Consider the following 17,109-nt stretch of genomic DNA (forward strand, 5'->3'; position numbering starts at 1 on the left):
TGTCATGGGTGTGCACATGCACCGGCAGATCGAATCGGCTCCGCAACGCGCTGACCAACGCAGCCGCCGCCTGCGGACGCAGCAGACCGGCCATGTCCTTGATCGCCAGCACGTGCGCCCCGGCGTCGACGATCTGTTCGGCGAGCTTGAGGTAGTAGTCCAGCGTGTAGAGGTTCTCGGCCGGATCGGACAGGTCTCCGGTGTAGGACATCGCGACTTCGGCGACCGCCGTGCCGGTTTCACGCACCGCGTCGATGGCGGGCCGCATCGAATCGACGTTGTTGAGCGCATCGAAGATGCGGTAGATGTCGATGCCCGTCGCGGTCGCCTCCTGCACGAACGCGTGGGTGACCGACTCGGGGTACGGCGTGTAGCCGACGGTGTTGCGGCCGCGCAGCAGCATCTGCAGACAGATGTTGGGAACCGCTTCCCGCAGCGCGGCGAGCCTGTCCCAGGGATCCTCCTTCAGGAACCGAAGCGCCACATCGTAAGTCGCGCCACCCCAGCACTCGATCGACAGCAACTGCGGCGTCATCCGCGCAATGTGAGGCGCCACCATCAACAGGCCCGACGTGCGGATCCGGGTCGCCAGCAGTGACTGGTGGGCGTCGCGGAACGTGGTGTCGGTGACGCCGAGGGATCTCGATTCCCGCATCCATCGGGCGAACGCCTCCGGACCCACCTCGGTGAGCAGGTGCTTGCTGCCCCGCGGCGGCATCGCGTCGAGGTCGACCTGCGGCAACTTGTCCTGCGGGTAGACCGTCGACGTCCGCGGGCCGTGCGGTTGGTTGACCGTGACCTCGGCCAGATAGTTGAGGATCTTGGTGCCACGGTCAGCCGGCGAGCGGGCGGTCAGCAGATAAGGCCGTTCGTCGATGAACGACGTGGTGACCCGCCCGGCGCGGAAATCGGGATCGTCGATCACCGCCTGCAGGAATGGGATGTTCGTCGACACGCCGCGGATCCGGAACTCGGCCAGCGCCCGGTACGCGCGCGCCACCGCGGCGTTGAAATCCCTACCGCGACAAGTGAGTTTGACCAGCATCGAGTCGAAGTGCGCGCCGATCTCGCCGCCGAGCACCGCACCACCGTCGAGGCGGATACCCGCGCCGCCCGGTGAACGGTAGGCGGTGATGCGGCCGGTGTCGGGACGGAAGCCGTTGGCGGGATCCTCGGTGGTGATCCGGCACTGCATCGCCGCTCCACGGATGACCAGCGAGTCCTGACTCAGCCCGAGGTCTGCGAGCGTCTCCCCTGCTGCGATCCGCATCTGGCTGGCCACCAGGTCGACGTCGGTGATCTCTTCGGTGACCGTGTGCTCCACCTGGATCCGCGGGTTGCACTCTATGAACACGTGATGCCCGCGCTCGTCGAGAAGGAACTCCACGGTGCCGGCACAGGTGTAGTCGATCTCGCGGGCGAACGAGACGGCGTCGTCACAGATCTTCTGCCGCAACTCCTCTGACAGATTCGGAGCGGGCGCCAGCTCGATGACCTTCTGGTGCCGGCGCTGCACGCTGCAGTCGCGTTCGAACAGATGCATCACGTTGCCGGCGGTGTCCGCCAGGATCTGCACCTCGATGTGGCGCGGGTTGAGAACCGCCTGCTCGAGGTAGACCGTCGCATCGCCGAACGCCGACTCGGCCTCGCGGCTGGCGGCCTCGATGGCCTCGTTCAACGCGGCGCGGTCGGTCACCCGCCGCATGCCGCGACCGCCACCACCGGACACCGCCTTGACGAACAGCGGGAACTCCATGTCGCGCGCAGCTTCGACCAGTTCGTCGACCGACGCCGACGGCTCCGAGGACGTCAGCACCGGAAGGCCGGCGGCACGCGCCGCTGCGATCGCCCTGGCCTTGTTCCCGGTAAGCTCCAGCACCCCCGCGCTGGGGCCCACGAACGTGATGCCCGCCGCCGCGCAGGACGCCGCCAGTTCCGGGTTCTCCGACAGGAAGCCGTATCCCGGATAGATCGCGTCCGCCCCTGCCTGGGTGGCGACCCGGATCATCTCGTCGACCGACAGGTAGGCCCGGACGGGATGGCCGATCTCACCGATCTGATAGGACTCGTCGGCCTTCAGCCGGTGCAGGGAGTTGCGATCCTCGTGCGGGTAGACCGCGACGGTGGCGATGCCCATCTCGTAGGCGGCGCGGAACGCACGGATGGCGATTTCACCGCGATTGGCAACAAGAACCTTCGAGATCTGACCGGTCACGGTTCACTCTAACCTTCCGAAAACCTCTGACCTAGGCGGTTCCGGCCAATCAGATCAGAGTCGACCAGTAGTTCCAGAAACGCTCGAGGATCAGCAGGATCACCGCGGTGAACCACAACGCGACCAGCGACCAGCGCCACGTGTGGAGCTCTCTGACCAGCGCGGAGCCACTGTGCTGTGGCCGCAGCGCGATCGACGCGACCACCACCAGCAGCGGGACGGTCACCGCCCACACCACCATGCAGTAGGGGCACAGCGCGCCGATCCGGTACAGGCTCTGGAAGATCAGCCAGTGCACGAACACCGTGCCCAGCAGCGCACCGCCGGCCAGACCGGCCCAGTACCAGCGCGGCAGGTTCACCTTCGCCAGGGCCAGCACACCCGTCACGACCACGACGGCGAAGGAGACGATGCCGATCAGCGGGTTCGGGAAACCGAACAGCGACGCCTGCGGGGTGACCATCACCGAGCCGCAGGACAGCACCGGGTTGATGCTGCACGACGGCACGTAGTCCGGGTTGATCAGCAGTTCGATCTTCTCGATCGTCAAGGTCAGCGCTGACGCCAGACCGACCACGCCGGCGATCAGCACCCACAGCGCGCTGCTCCGCGCAACCGCGCCACGAACCGGCTCGCCGGCCGACGGATCGGCCGGTGAGGTCGGAGTGGGCGCGGTGACGGTCATGACGCCGGTGCCGGTGCGGGAGCGATCGCGTCCAGTGCGGGCACGTCGCCGACGATTTCCCTGATCTTGGCGACCAGCGCGTCCGGCGTGCTCGGCTGATAGTCCTCGCCGTTGATCCGGATCGTCGGGGTGGAGTTGACATTGGTGGCGCCGGCGAGGCCCTTCACCATGTCGACGTACGTGCCGTTGTTGATGCACTCCGGCACGGTTCCGCCTGCGCCGGCCTGACGGGCGATCTCGACGAGGCGCGCGTTGTCGGGGAAGGACGAGCCGGTCTCACCGGGCTGCTGGGCGTAGAGCGCGGCGTGGAAGCGCCGGAACGCGTCGACCGACTCGTCGGCCACGCAGTACGCGGCAGCACCGGAGCGCGACGAGTAGTTCTGGTTCTGCTGACGGTCCAGGATGGCGACCATGTAGTAGTCGGCAGCGATCGCGCCGGAGTCCACGAGCTGGCTGATCGTCGGGCCGAACTGCTGCTCGAACCGGCCGCAGGCCGGGCACAGGAAGTCCTCGTAGAGCGACACCACAGCCTTGGGCTCCTCGGTGCCCTCCTTCTTGATCAGGCTGGTCGACTCGACCCTGATGGGATCGGCCTCGCCCGCAGTGGGCTTTTCGTCGGCCGACATCACGATGTACAGCACCAGGGAGACCGCGAAGATCACCACGACCGCGGTCAGCCCGATCTGGACGAACAGGTTGCGCTTACGGTCGGCGGCCTTCAGGTCGTACCGCGCGTTCTTGTTCTTCTTGGGTTTGGTCGCCACGCATCACAGAGTACCGGCGCGATCCGGAGCAGTTAGCCGGCGCGGGTCAGATGTGCGCGCATCGCGGAGATGACATCGGCGGTTGCGGTGGCGCTGTCCCCTCCCAACGGGAAGAAGTTGGCGAAGCCGTGCACCACCGATCCGTACTCCCGGTAGTCGACGGCCACCCCGGCCTCGCGCATGGCCTCGGCGTAGTGCCTGCCCTCGTCGCGCAGCGGGTCGAAGCCCGCGGTGACGACCAGGGCTGGCGGCAGCCCGGAGAGGTCGTCGGCCAGCAGCGGCGACACCCGCGGATCGGTGCCGTCGACCTGCGCGCCGTCGAGGAACCGGGAGGTGAACCAGTCCATATCGCGTTCGGTGAGGAAAAATCCCCGCGCGAACAGGGTCCGCGAACGGGTCTGCCCGCGGTGGTCGGTCACGGGGTAGATCAGCAGCTGCAACGCGGGCACCGGTACCCCGTTGTTGCGGGCCTGCTGCGAGACCACCGCCGACAGATTCGCCCCCGCACTGTCGCCGCCGACGGCGACACGCTGCGGGTCCGCACCCAGCTCGGCGGCGTGCTCGCGGGCCCACAGGTAGGCGGCGTACGCGTCCTCGAAGCCCGCGGGTGCCTTGTGCTCGGGGGCCAACCGGTAGTCGACCGACAGCACATGGACACTGCCCGCGCGACAGATCTCCCGGCACAGGTCGTCGTGGGTGTCGATGCTGCCGATCACGTGACCGCCACCGTGGTAGAAGACCAGCAGCGGGGCGCCGGGCTCGGCGGTGCGGTAATGCCGTGCCTCGATCGGGCCCACGGCGCCCGTCACCGTCAGGTCGGTGACCCCGGAGACGGGGATGCGTTTGCGGAAGCTGGCCGACAGCAACTCCAGTTGAACGCGCGCGGCGACAAAATCGTCGTCGGCGACGAGGCCGTCGAGACCGAGTGCCTGCTGACCGGCGAGCATCAGCTGCAACGTCGTGTCGAGAGTGTTGCCGTCGAGAGTGATCGAGCGCCCGCCCAGCAGCAGGCGTTTGACGCGTTCGGGGATGTGCGGCAGTCCGCGCAACGTCACGGCGGCGACCCTGTTGGCGACGACGTCCCTGGCGCGGACCCGGCGACGGATCGGAGGCTGCGTCACATCTGCAGCCAAGTGGGATCCGGTCGCGGGCGCTTGCCCCGTCGCGCTCTGCGTCATGTCTGCTCCCTCGTTTCGGCAGACCCTACCGCCGACGCTGACCGGCGCCGGCTGCTGCCTGGAGCCGGCAGGCGAAACACCGGGCCCGTCGATGATTAGGCGCGTTAACCTCCGCGGCAATATAGTCATCGGCGACAAGTCAACCATCAGCGACACAGGCGTTCCGGACCGAACCACAAGCGACAATGGGCGGGGCCCGGTTGACGAGCACTCCACTCGAGCAGGTAGGTGACATGACCTCGGCGGCAGCGATTCCCACCGTCACACTCAACGACGACCACACGATGCCGGTCATCGGTCTCGGCGTGGGCGAGTTGTCGGATTCCGAAACCGAAACCGCGGTACTGGCCGCGCTGGAGGCCGGTTACCGGATGATCGACACCGCGGCCGCCTACGGCAACGAGGCCGCCGTGGGACGGGCGATCGCACAGTCCGGGGTGTCGCGCGACGAGCTCTTCGTGACGACCAAGCTGGCTACCGAGGACCAGGGCTTCACATCCTCGCGCCACGCCCTCACCGCCAGTCTCGAGCGACTGGGACTCGACTACGTCGACCTCTACCTGATCCACTGGCCCGCCGTCGAGGAGGGCAAGTACGTCGACAGCTGGGGTGGCCTGATGAAGGCCAAGGAACTCGGCGACGCCCGCTCCATCGGCGTCTGCAACTTCCATTCCGAGCATCTCGACGACCTCATCAGCCTGTCCTTCTTCATCCCGGCCGTCAATCAGATCGAACTTCATCCGCTGCTCAACCAGGCAGAACTGCGCGCGATCAACGCCGAACACGGGATCACCACCGAGGCCTACAGCCCGTTGGGCGTCGGCAATGTCCTCGGCAACGCCGCAGTCACCGAGATCGCCGAGTCGCAGGGCAGGACGCCGGCGCAGGTGCTGATCCGGTGGAGCCTGCAACTGGGCAACGTCGTCATCCCGCGGTCGTCGTCGCCCGAGCGGATCAAGGCAAATCTCGAGGTGTTCGACTTCGAGCTGACCGAGGACCAGATGTCGGTTCTCAACGGCCTCGACGATGGCACCCGGTTCCGTCCGGATCCCGAGACCTACACCGGCCCCTGATCTACTAAGTCCTGTAGTAGTCCAGGCGGTAAGGTACCCCACGTGGGAACGCCGAAGTCACGTGCGCGCGGTTTACGCGGTGCGCTGGTCGGCGTGGTGTCGTCGGTGATGACGGTCGGCGCTCACGCCGCCGCCGGCGGTGGCATTCCCTTCGGTGGCGCGCTGGTCATCGCGCTTCTGGTCTGCGCCACCATCGGGGCGGCCATCGGCTGCTTGCGGTTGGAAGGCCGCAGCGCCCGGTGGCTGGCCACCACGGCAGCGTTGTGCGCTGCACAGTTCCTGGGCCACGTGAGCCTGGCGGCGACGGGCCACCATCACGCCGGCAGTGTGCTGGGCATGAGCCCGGCGATGGCCGCCTCCCACATCGGCGCGGCCGTGATCCTCGGCGTCGCCATCGCGGCGGCCGAATACCTCTACGTCGTCTGCTCGTCGGTTCTCTGCTGGCTACGCCTGTTCGCGCTGCGCGCGCCGCGACCGCCGGTGCGAACCGTTCGACGGGCGACGAACATCGTTGCCGTGCAACCGGTCCTCATCACCGGTCTGGGTATGCGCGCTCCCCCGCGGCTGGTCACCGCCGCCTGACAGCGGCTCTCTGACTCGCCTCCACGATCCTGCAGCGATGCGCTGCGGGTTCTCGCCTGCCCGCCTGTCTTCGCTCCGCGACGACGGCGGTAACGCACCTCAATAGCACTGGCACCGACGCTGCTTGCTGTCGCGTCGCGTCCTCATGACCACCGAAGGCCACACCACATGACCGTTCCTGAAGACACCATCGAACCGACCCCGATTCCCGATTCACTCGCCCCGCCACCGCCGACGTTGGCGCGACGAAGTTGGCGGCCCTTTGTGATGCGCCTTCACTTCTACGCCGGCGTTCTGGTGGCGCCGTTCCTCGTCGTAGCGGCGATCACCGGCGGGCTCTACGCGCTCGCCCCGACACTCGAACGGTTCGTCTACAGCGACATCCTGTTCGTCGAACCCTCGGGCCAACCGCTGGCACTGCGCGAACAAGCCGCCCTGGCGCAGTCCGCCTTTCCCGAACTCACGATGACCGGGATGCGACCACCGGCCGGCGACACGGAGTCCACCCGGATCTATTTCTCCGACCCCACACTCGACGAAGAATCGTTGCGTGCGGCATTCGTCGATCCCTACACCGGTGCCGTGCTGGGTGATGAGGCAACCTGGTTCGGCTACCTGCCACTGAGCACCTGGCTCGACGGCCTGCACCGTCACCTCAACCTCGGCGAACCGGGCCGGGTCTACAGCGAGCTCGCAGCGTCCTGGCTCTGGGTGGTGGCGCTCGGGGGCGTGTACCTGTGGCTGGTCAAGGCGGCAAGTGAGCGTCGCCGCAACCGGGCAGGCCGGATGCTCACCGTCGACCGCAGCGTCACCGGACGATCCCGAACTCTCAATTGGCATGGGGCGACCGGTGTCTGGCTGCTGGCGGGCCTGCTGTTCCTGTCCGCCACCGGAATCACCTGGTCGACCTACGCCGGGGCACACGTCAGCGATATCAGGACCGCCTTCGATTGGCAACGGCCCCAACTGGACACCGCGCTGACCGCTGCCCCGGCCGGCGACCACTCCGCCCACGGCGGCACTCCCGCAATGGACCACCCGGTGCTCGACCCGTCGGCAATCGACTACGGAGCAGTGCTCGAGGCCGCGGCGGGTGTGGGGGTTCGACTGCCCGTGGAGCTCACACTGCCCGCAGAGCAGGGCGAAGGTGTCGGCGTCACCGAGATCGACAAGCCCTATCGGCTGACGACCAACGCCGCCGCGATCGATCCCGCCGGTCACGACGTGATCAGCGAGATCGACTACTGGCGCGACTATTCGGTGATCGCGAAGCTGGCCGACTGGGGCATTCGGGGGCACATGGGACTTCTCTTCGGCCTGCTGAACCAGCTGCTGCTGCTCGGCATCGCGGTCGGACTGCTGACCGTGATCGTCCGCGGATACCGAATGTGGTGGCAACGCCGTCCGGTTCGCGGCTCCGCGTGGGCCGTCGGCCGCCCCCCGCTGCGCGGCGGCCTTCGTCGGTTGCATCCGGTCGCCATCGCCGCGGTGGCTGTCGTCGCGGCGGGGGTGGGCTGGTTCCTGCCGCTCCTCGGGCTTACGTTGGTGGCCTTTGTTGTCGTCGACCTGATCCTCGGCGCGGTCAAGCAGCAGCAGGGAACTACTAAAATTCAAGGTGGATTCTGATGTCTGACAAACGATTCCGTAAACTGGTCACCGCGCTGGTCGTAGTGACACTCGCTGCATCCGGCTGCACGTCGTCGGACAACCACACCGTGGAGCCGATGGCCGCCAACGTGACACTCGACGATCAGTGGGCCACCGCGGCGGACGCCGGTATGGCCGCGGTGTTCGGCATCTTCCGCAATACCGGCCCTGCCGCCGCCCATGTCGTGGCCGGCAGTTCTCCGGCCGCGGGACGGGTCGAGATCCACGAGGTGGTCCCCGATGCAGGCGGCGCCACGATGATGCGGCCCAAGGCCGGCGGGCTGACGGTTGCGGCCGGGGGCACACATGAGCTGGTCCCCGGAGGTGATCACCTGATGTTGATGGACCTCGGGCAACCACTGCGACCAGGTGCCGAGGTGTCGCTGACGGTGATGTTCGAGGACGGGTCCGAACTGCCGGTCACCGCCCAGGTCCGCGACTTCCCGGGCGGCAACGAGGACTACCAGCCCGATATGCACGACCATGGCTGACCGCCGACCCGCAGTCAGCCGGCGGCGCCTTCTGGGCGGGGGCGCCGCCGCGCTGGCCACCACCGCCACACTCACCCAGTGCGGATTCGTCGAGCCGTCCTCCACGACGGATGGTTCGGGGTCCGACAGCGAGCCGTTCCACGGAGTGCACCAGGGCGGCGTCAGGACCGCCCCGCAGGCGCACTCGCTGTTCGTCGCGCTGGACCTGCGGCCCGACGGTGGCCGAAGCCCTCGCGACACCCTGCAGGCGATCCTGAAGCTGTGGACTGCCGACGCAGCGCGGCTCACGCAGGGAATCCCGGCTCTGGCCGACACCGAACCCGAACTCACGCATCACCCCGCGCGGCTCACCGTGACCGTCGGACTCGGGTCCACCGTCTTCGACCGGGTCGGTCTCACCCGGTCACGACCGGCTTCGGCGGCGGCGTTGCCCGGTTTTGACACCGACCGCCTCGAGCCTCGGTGGTGTGGCGGTGATCTTCTGCTCCAGATCTGCGCAGACGATCCGGTCGTCGTAGCCCATACGAGTCGGGTACTGCTCAAGAACGTCCGCGCCATGACCTCACAGCGATGGCGGCAGAGCGGATTCCGCAACGCACGGGGCACCAACCCCTCCGGCACGACGATGCGCAACCTGATGGGCCAGGTCGACGGCACCGCGAACCTGCGCGACGACGCGGACTTCGATCGTCACGTCTGGGATGACGGTGCGCAGCAGCGATGGTTCGCCGGCGGCACCATCCTGGTCCTGCGCCGGATCAGAGCCGAACTCGACACCTGGGACGAACTCGACCGCACCAGCAAGGAATTGACGGTCGGCCGCCGTCTCGAGTCCGGTGCGCCGCTGACCGGTACAGGTGAGTTCGACGAGCCCGACTTGGAGGCCACCGAATTGGGGATCCCGGTCATCCCACCCAACGCACACATCGCGCTGGCACGGCACCGCCATGCCGACGAACGTTTTCTGCGCCGGGCCTACAACTACGACCATCCTCCGCCGGCGGGTCAGACCACCGACTGCGGTCTGATCTTTGCCGCCTACCAGCGCGACCCGAGGCTGCAGTTCACACCGGTACAGCGGCGGTTGGCCGCATCCGATGCGCTCAACCGGTGGGTCACCACCATCGGGTCGGCCGTTTTTGCGGTACTTCCCGGCGCATCAGAAGACGGCTATCTGGGGCAGTCGCTGCTGGAAGCGTGACGCGCTCACTGTCGCGCCATCGCGAGGTTGAACCTCTCCTCCGGGGTGATCAGGTGGTCGTGGCTGTCTTCGCCGATGTCGAGTTGGACCCACTCGATCTCACCGGTGAAGCGGTTACCGGTCGGACCGTAGTCAGGTGAGGCAGGCGAACCGGTGTCGGATCCGACATCGCAGGCCTCGTCGGCGGAATAGCCCATCGGGATGGTCTTTTCGACCCGGCCGGCTCCGACCCGCTGTCCGTCGTAGTAGAGCGTGACGTCGCCGCCCTTGGCCAATCCCCCTCCGTCGTAGGCGAACTCCATCCGAACCTGGTGCTTGCCTGCCGGTATCGGCGTGTCCGCTCTGACGATGTAGTGCTCGATGCCGAAGAAATTGAAGCAGTACCGCAGCGTGCCCTCGTGGGCGTACAGCGACCACCCACCCACGCTGCCGCCCTGAGTGATGATCACCCCGTTGGCACCTGTTTCCGGCACTACCAGGTTTGCGGTCACCGAGTGGGACTTGTTCTTCAACGTCAACACACACCACTCGCTGACGCGCATTCCCTGGAAGAGCAGTTGGGTGTTGCCACGGATCAGCTGCGGGCGCCCCGCGATGTCGGGATTGATCCGCTCGAACCCGCGGTCATCGAGTGGTACCACGTTGTACTTCACCGCTTCGATCAGCCAGAGTCGTTGCAGTTCAGCAAGTTTCTGGGGCTGCTCGGCAGCCAGATCACGGGACTGCGTCCAGTCGTCGGGACCGTACAGTTCCCAGACGTCGTCATCGAAAGGTGCGGGGGTGTCCGCCTTCCACGGCGTGCGGTGTTTGGTGACAGCCGTCCAGCCCTGGTGGTAGACACCCCGGTTGCCCATCATCTCGAAGTACTGCACGTCGTGTGTCTCGGGAGCATCGGCGGCACGCAGCGTGCCCAGCATGCTGACACCTTCAAGTGGCGCCTGGGCGATCCCGTTCACCAGTGTCGGCGCGGGCACGCCGGCGGCCTCCAGGATCGTGGGCGCGACGTCGATCACGTGGTGGAACTGGTCGCGGGTCTCGCCCCTGCCGGGCAAACCGCCGGGCCAGTGGACGATGGTGCCGTTGCGGGTGCCACCCCAGTGCGACGCCACCTGCTTGGTCCACTGATACGGCGCGCACAGGGCGTGGGCCCAGCCGACCGCGTAGTGGTTGTACGCCTCGGGTGTGCCGAAGTCATCGATCTTGGACAGCAGGAACTCCACGGTCTCGATCCCGGGCATACCGTTGAGCGTGGTCATCTCGTTGAAGCACCCGTTGATGGTGCCCTCGGCCGAGGCACCGTTGTCGCCGATGATGTAGTAGATCAGCGTGTTGTCCAGGAAGCCGAGATGGTCGATCGCGTCGACGACCCGGCCGACCTCGTGATCGGTCTGCTCGAGGAACCCTGCATAGATCTCCATCTGCCTGGCCAGCACCGGCTTGAGTTCGTCGGGCATGTCGTCCCACGCCGGGATCTCGTCGTGCCGGCGGGTCAGTTCGGCGTCTTGCGGCACCACGCCGAGATCCTTCTGCTTGGCGATGATGTTCTCCCGCAGAACATCCCAGCCATCATCGAATACGCCCTGGTACTTGTCCGACCATTCCTTGGAGACCTGGTGCGGGGCGTGGGTGGCGCCCGGAGCGAAATACATGAAGAACGGTTTGTCCGGCATCAGCGCTTTCTGCTGGCGCACCCAGGTGATCGCGCGGTCGGCGAGATCCTCGGTGAGGGTGTAGCCCTCCTCGGGCGAGCGTGGTGGCTCGACCGCGGTGGTGCCCTCGTAAAGACCGGGGTAGTACTGGTTGGCCTCCCCACCCACGAATCCGTAGAAGTACTCGAACCCTGAACCGGTGGGCCACTGATGGAAGGGGCCGACCGGAGTGACCTCCCAACCGGGGACCTCGTGGCACTTACCGAACTGCGCGGTGGAATACCCGTTGAGCTTGAGGGTTTCGGCCACCGGCGCCTTCTCCTTGGGCCTGATGCTGCAGTTGCCCGGCGCCGACGTCGCCATCTCGGTGATCGCACCCATTCCCACGGAGTGGTGGTTGCGTCCCGTCAGCAACGCCTGGCGGGTGGGCGAGCACAGTGCGGTTGTGTGAAACCTGTTGAGCTTGAGCCCGTTTGCCGCGAGCCGCTCAGCCACCGGTGTCCGACACGGCCCGCCGAACGCCGAGGATGCACCGAATCCGACATCGTCGATCAGCACGATCAGCACGTTGGGTGCACCCTCAGGTGGGCGCAGTTCGGTGATCGGCGGATATTTGGTGTTCGGATCTTTGGCGTCATAGGTGGTGAGCCCCACGTGCTTGGGCTCGGGTATCGGCAGTTGTTCCCGCGCGATTCGCGGGGCTCCCGGCGCCGTGGGCTTGTCGAGACTCATCGTGTCCCCTCGCTGCTGAAGGATCGTCGTGGTCGGCGCGTCACATCGTTGACGCTGCCGACAACCCATACGCAGACAGCGGCGAATCGATGTCAATGGCCGGGGCGTCAGACAGGTGAACCGGCCTTTCGAAGTCATCTGTCCAACCATTCAGATGTTCATGTAGTGTGAGTACACGGTTCGGCCGTGCGCGACGTCGATGCAGCACATCACGTTGCCATTGCCCTCGCGGGCAGTGGTGAGCCACGGCCGAACCGATCACACGCGCTGGGAGCGGATGCGCGAGTTCGCTCGATTCCCAGGCAGTACGGTGCACGTCAGGTCCGGATTGCCTCCCGGTCCCGACGACCCATCAGCAGGATGGGAACGAGCGTTGCTGCGGTGACTGCGCCGATGACGGCGAGGGTGGGGTAGCTGGTCTGAGCGACGATCAGCCCCGACGACAGGCCGCCGACAGCTCCCGCGACCGCGACGAACAGATCGACGGTGCCCTGGGTTCTGGCGCGGTTGGTGATGGGTGCCGCATCGGTGATGGTGGTGGTACCGGCGATCAGACCGAGACTCCATCCGAATCCGAGCAGCGCCAAAGCCACGGCGAGGGCGACAACGGAGTGGGCCGGCGCAAAGGCAGCCACCGCGCCGGCGCTGATCAGCATGATGGCGGCCAGACCGGCGGTCCTGGCTGACCCGAAGCGGTCGACAAGGTAACCCGATATCGGTGAGGGGAGGTACATGGCAGCGACGTGCACGGAGATGACGAGACCGGCGGCGGCCAGACCGTGATGATGGTGCTGCATGTAGACCGGCGTCATGGTCATGATGGCGACCATCACAAGCTGGGTGATCATCATGACCGCCGCTCCGGCGAGCACGGCACTGTTCCACGACGAGGCCACGCCTGCCGGGATATCGGTCGCATCGACACTGTCGGGCACCGGCTGGTCCTGGAAGGCGGCGGCGACGTGTAACGGGTCGGGTCGCAACAGGATCCAGATGGTGGTGCCCGCCGCACCATAGGCGACGGCAGCGAGCAGAAACGGGCCCGCCAATCGTGGCACGCCGAAGGTGTCGGCGAGGTCGCCGAGCACACCGACGAGGTTGGGGCCGATCACGGCGCCGACGGTCGTCGCGACAAGCACCGTGCTGATCGCGCGGGCGCGGCGGTCGTGGTGAGCCAGGTCGGCGCCGGCGTAGCGGGCTTGCAGATTGGTGGCGGTGCCGGCGCCGTAGACGAACAGTGCGACGAACAGAAGCGCCACATTGCCGGCGGTTGCGGCGAGGACGATGCCGACGCTGCCCACCGCGCCGGTGAGGTAGCCGGCAGCGAGTCCGATTCTGCGGCCGAAACGTTGGGACAACTGCCCGACGGCAGCGGCGGCGGCCGCGGACCCGATGGTGAACAGGGCGCTGGGTAGCCCGGCCAGGCCGGTGGAGCCGAGCATGTCCTGGGCAAGGAGCGCGCCGACGGTGACTCCGGCGGCGAGGCCCGCGCCGCTGAGGATCTGCGCGGCGAACAGCACGCGCAGCGTGCGTCTTTGGATCGCGTCGACCTGCGCGGCGGTCGGGGTGGCGGGGCCGGGTGTGGTCACTGCGCTGCGCATCTGCCGGACGCCTGTGCCGCTAGCCTGCCGGACATGTCTCCGTAGCCTGCCTCAGCGCAGATTTTGACGGCGCGTCCACCGGTAGCCCGTAGCCGCGCAACACCGCGATGAACTGCATCGCGTACTGGCAGTGGAACGCCGCGTTGGGTGGCATCCACACCGCCGGCTCCTTGTCACCCTTGTCCTGATTGGCGTCACCTTGTACCGCAATCAAATTGGACGGGTCGTTGGCGAACCGGGTACGCATCTCGTCGGACCAGTTCCGCGCGCCGAGATCCCAGGCGAGCGCCAGCGGCACGATGTGGTCGATCTGCACCTCGGCGCCGGTCTGGGCTCCGCGGGTGAACGGCACCAGCACGCTGGTGTAGGGATCGAGCAGAACTCCGGTGGCCACCGCGGCGGGACAGCGCGAGATGGCGACGTAGGTCTTGTCGAGCAGATCGCGGTTGAGGATGTCATTGCGGGTGTCGCAACCGTTTCGACCACCCGGGGCCGTGGTGTCATCGGTCCACGACTCACCGAACGCATCCCGGCGGTAGTCGTAGCCACGGACACGAGCGGGGATCTCCGCGATACCGAAGAGCACATCGGCCCCGGGGGTGACGGTGGGGATGTCGGCCTGTGCGATGAACCGCGACGGGTCCTGTGCGGTGGAGGTGACCTGGACCGCGACGATCACCGCGAGCGTGGCGGCCACCGCCAACCACAGAACTCGCTTGCGGCTCATGACTTGTCCAGGAACTCGACGCGGTCGGTGTCGGTGAACGGCGCCGACAACACCCTCATGCCGGCATCCTGCGGGTCGGATTCGTACACCGACTCGCACAGATCCCGGGCCGCGCGAATGATGTCGTAGTGCTCGGCGAGTGAGAGGAAGCGCAGCGTGATGGGCCGTCCCGACTGATGGATGCCGAGCACGTCGCCTTCGCTGCGCTCCTGCAGATCGAGATCGGCGAGCGCAAAGCCGTCCTGGGTGCTCGCGACTGCTTTGAGGCGTCGTCCCGCCTTGGATTCCTCGGGCAGGTTGGTGGCCAGCAGACACAGGCTGGGATGCTCGCCGCGGCCGATGCGCCCGCGCAGCTGGTGGAGCTGGCTGATGCCGAACCTGTCTGCGTCCATCACCACCATGATGGTGGCGTTGGGCACGTCGACACCCACCTCGATCACCGTCGTGCACACCAGCACGTCGATCTCACGTGCGCGGAAGGCGGCCATCACGGCGTCCTTCTCATCGCTGGGCAATCGACCGTGCATCAGACCCAGCCGCAGGCCGGCCAGCGGTCCACGCTGCAGTCGTGCGAGTAGTTCCACCACCGTAACCGGAGGCGGGCCGGCCTCTTTCGTATCCTTCTCGGCCTTCTTCGTGTCGGTGGATTTGTCGTCCTCGTCGATACGCGACGCCACGACGTACGCCTGGCGCCCGGCCTGCACCTCCTCGGCGATCCGGGCCCACGCCCGGTTGAGCCAGGCCGGCTTCTGTTTCATGAAGATCGTGTTCGACGTGATGGGCTGACGTCCGCGGGGCAACTCCCGCAGTGTCGATATCTCGAGGTCGCCGTAGACCGCGAGCGCCACGGTACGGGGAATCGGAGTCGCGGTCATCACCAGCAGGTGAGGAGTGATGCCGTCAGGGGCCTTCGCGCGCAACCGGTCTCGCTGATCGACCCCGAATCGGTGCTGCTCATCGACCACCACCATTCCGAGTCGGTGGAACTCCACGGCATCCTGCAGCAGCGCGTGCGTACCGATGACGATGCCCGCCTGACCGGAGGCCACCTCGTCACGCACCGCGCGTTTCTGCGCTGCCGACATCGATCCCGTCAACAGCGCCACCCTCGTCGCGCTGTCCATCCCGCCGAGTTGGCCGGCCATCCCCAACGGCCCGAGCATGGCGTTGATAGACCGAGCATGTTGTGCGGCAAGAACTTCCGTCGGCGCCAGCAGGGCGCACTGATAGCCGGCGTCGATCATCTGCAGCATCGCCAGCAGCGCCACGATGGTCTTGCCCGATCCGACCTCACCCTGCAGCATGCGATTCATCGGGCGGGTGGCGGAGACCTCCGTCGAGATCACCTCGAGCACCTCACGCTGTCCCGCGGTCAGCGTGAACGGCAACTGAGCCGCCATCGCAGCCGCCAGTCCGTCCGGTGACGGCGGCGCGGGAGGTCCGGAGTCGTTGAAAGCGCTGTGCCGACGAACGACCAGTCCCCATTGCAGGCCGACAGCTTCGTCGTAGGTGAGCCGCTCGATGGCGCGCTTTCGCGGATCGTCGGTCTCGGCAAGGTGGACGGCGCGAAGCGCTGCGTCTTCTGACATCAGATGATGTTCGCGCACAAAAGATTTCGGCATCGTCTCGGCGACCGGGTCGAGTACCGCGAGCACCTGACGCACACATGCGTAGATCTCCCAGGTCTGCATCTTGGAGTTGGCCGGATAGATCGGGAAGAAGTCTCGTTCGAACTCGGCGAGCAGATCGTCACCGGATGCTGTCGACGCCGCGGCGATCGACGCCAGAGACTTGGTGCCCTTCCCCGACCCCAGGACCAGGAACGCCGGGTGCGTCAACTGCATGGTGCCCTTGAAGTAGCCGACCTCACCGGAAAGCATCACCCGGGTTCCCTTTGTCAGCGTTTTCTTCAGGAACTTCGGGTTGAAGAAGGTGGCGGTGACCTTCGGTCGCCGGTGTCCGAGGGTGAGGACCAGGTACTCACGTTTGGGTGGGCGATTGGTCACTCGGGTGTCGGCGTCGGTGATCTCACCGACGAAGGTGACGTGCTCCCCCTCCTCGAGGTCGAGATCCTCCCCCTCACCGCGTGTGGTCATGGCATCGCTGTACTTGCGCGGGAAGTAGCGCACCAGGTCGTTGACCGTCCGGATGCCGAAGTACTCCTCGAGTTGTCCCGCGGCCTTGTCCCCGACGAGGAACGGCAGCCGATCGCTCAGCGAAGCCATGCTCACTCCACCCCGATCAGCAGCGCATCGCCGCGGTGGCCGGTGTGGAAGGTCACCGTCTCCGTCCCCGGGTGGTGACGGTGCACGTGGTCGACGAGCGCCTCCCCGACGCCCGCATCCACACCGTCGCCGGTCAGCACCGTCACCAATTCGCCGCCCGCGGCCAGCAACAGATCGATCAGTCCCGCTGCGGCGGCGACGATGTCCTCGCCCACGATCACCACCTCGTCGCCCGCGATACCGAGGCCGTCGCCGGGCTTGCAGGTGCCCGCCCAGGTCAACGCCTCTTCGGCGGCGAGCCGGACCGAACCGTGCCGGGCACCCGCCGCGGCCCTGGCC

General features: G+C 66.8%; 13 protein-coding genes and 1 pseudogene. 5 read left to right on the top strand and 9 right to left on the bottom strand.

What is annotated here, in order from left to right; genetic code table 11:
• The 4 genes from WA965_RS29485 to WA965_RS29500 form a co-directional block, all read right to left on the bottom strand.
• Nucleotides 1-2,203, bottom strand: a 2,203-nt coding sequence (locus WA965_RS29485; RefSeq protein WP_526448310.1) for a pyruvate carboxylase, incomplete at its 3' end; no start/stop codon positions are given.
• A 61-nt stretch (nucleotides 2,204-2,264) separates the two neighbouring features.
• Nucleotides 2,265-2,900 (bottom strand): vitamin K epoxide reductase family protein, encoded by a 636-nt coding sequence (locus tag WA965_RS29490; protein WP_526294077.1) that lies wholly within the window; start codon nucleotides 2,898-2,900, stop codon nucleotides 2,265-2,267.
• Nucleotides 2,897-3,664: a DsbA family protein gene (locus tag WA965_RS29495; protein WP_526294078.1), complete on the bottom strand. Its 768-nt coding sequence runs from the start codon at nucleotides 3,662-3,664 to the stop codon at nucleotides 2,897-2,899. The genes WA965_RS29490 and WA965_RS29495 overlap by 4 nt, the downstream gene beginning before the upstream one ends.
• 32 nt (nucleotides 3,665-3,696) lie before the next feature.
• Nucleotides 3,697-4,842: an alpha/beta hydrolase gene (locus WA965_RS29500; protein ID WP_526448309.1), complete on the bottom strand. Its 1,146-nt coding sequence runs from the start codon at nucleotides 4,840-4,842 to the stop codon at nucleotides 3,697-3,699.
• A gap of 233 nt (nucleotides 4,843-5,075) precedes the next feature.
• On the opposite strand from WA965_RS29500, the gene WA965_RS29505 reads away from it, so the two are divergent.
• From WA965_RS29505 to WA965_RS29525, 5 genes are all read left to right on the top strand, one after another.
• A complete protein-coding gene (locus WA965_RS29505; protein ID WP_526294080.1) occupies nucleotides 5,076-5,915 on the top strand; it encodes an aldo/keto reductase in 840 nt (279 codons plus the stop codon).
• Nucleotides 5,916-5,957: 42 nt separating this feature from the next.
• A complete protein-coding gene (locus tag WA965_RS29510; RefSeq protein WP_526294081.1) occupies nucleotides 5,958-6,497 on the top strand; it encodes a hypothetical protein in 540 nt (179 codons plus the stop codon).
• A gap of 168 nt (nucleotides 6,498-6,665) precedes the next feature.
• Nucleotides 6,666-8,123, top strand: coding sequence for a PepSY domain-containing protein (locus WA965_RS29515; protein WP_526294082.1), 1,458 nt, complete (start codon nucleotides 6,666-6,668; stop codon nucleotides 8,121-8,123).
• On the top strand, nucleotides 8,123-8,635 hold the full coding sequence (locus WA965_RS29520; RefSeq protein ID WP_526294083.1) for a copper chaperone PCu(A)C: 513 nt from the start codon (nucleotides 8,123-8,125) through the stop codon (nucleotides 8,633-8,635). The genes WA965_RS29515 and WA965_RS29520 overlap by 1 nt, the downstream gene beginning before the upstream one ends.
• Entirely contained in the window at nucleotides 8,628-9,836 is a 1,209-nt protein-coding gene (locus WA965_RS29525) for a Dyp-type peroxidase (RefSeq protein ID WP_526294084.1), read from the top strand. The genes WA965_RS29520 and WA965_RS29525 overlap by 8 nt, the downstream gene beginning before the upstream one ends.
• Before the next feature lie 5 nt (nucleotides 9,837-9,841).
• On the opposite strand, the gene WA965_RS29530 is transcribed toward WA965_RS29525, so the two are convergent.
• The 5 genes and pseudogenes from WA965_RS29530 to WA965_RS29550 all read right to left on the bottom strand — a co-directional run.
• Nucleotides 9,842-12,217, bottom strand: coding sequence for an arylsulfatase (locus WA965_RS29530; protein ID WP_526294085.1), 2,376 nt, complete (start codon nucleotides 12,215-12,217; stop codon nucleotides 9,842-9,844).
• 317 nt (nucleotides 12,218-12,534) lie between these two features.
• Entirely contained in the window at nucleotides 12,535-13,818 is a 1,284-nt protein-coding gene (locus tag WA965_RS29535) for an MFS transporter (RefSeq protein ID WP_526294086.1), read from the bottom strand.
• A 19-nt stretch (nucleotides 13,819-13,837) separates the two neighbouring features.
• On the bottom strand, nucleotides 13,838-14,545 hold the full coding sequence (locus WA965_RS29540; RefSeq protein ID WP_526294087.1) for a GmrSD restriction endonuclease domain-containing protein: 708 nt from the start codon (nucleotides 14,543-14,545) through the stop codon (nucleotides 13,838-13,840).
• The gene (recG, locus tag WA965_RS29545; protein ID WP_526294088.1) at nucleotides 14,542-16,770 is read right to left on the bottom strand and encodes an ATP-dependent DNA helicase RecG; all 2,229 of its coding nucleotides are present in this window, start codon (nucleotides 16,768-16,770) and stop codon (nucleotides 14,542-14,544) included. The genes WA965_RS29540 and recG overlap by 4 nt, the downstream gene beginning before the upstream one ends.
• 2 nt (nucleotides 16,771-16,772) lie before the next feature.
• Nucleotides 16,773-17,109: pseudogene (locus WA965_RS29550) on the bottom strand (DAK2 domain-containing protein); the annotation flags it as partial.

The organism is Mycobacterium sp., from assembly GCF_049683935.1.
Classification (GTDB): domain Bacteria; phylum Actinomycetota; class Actinomycetes; order Mycobacteriales; family Mycobacteriaceae; genus Mycobacterium.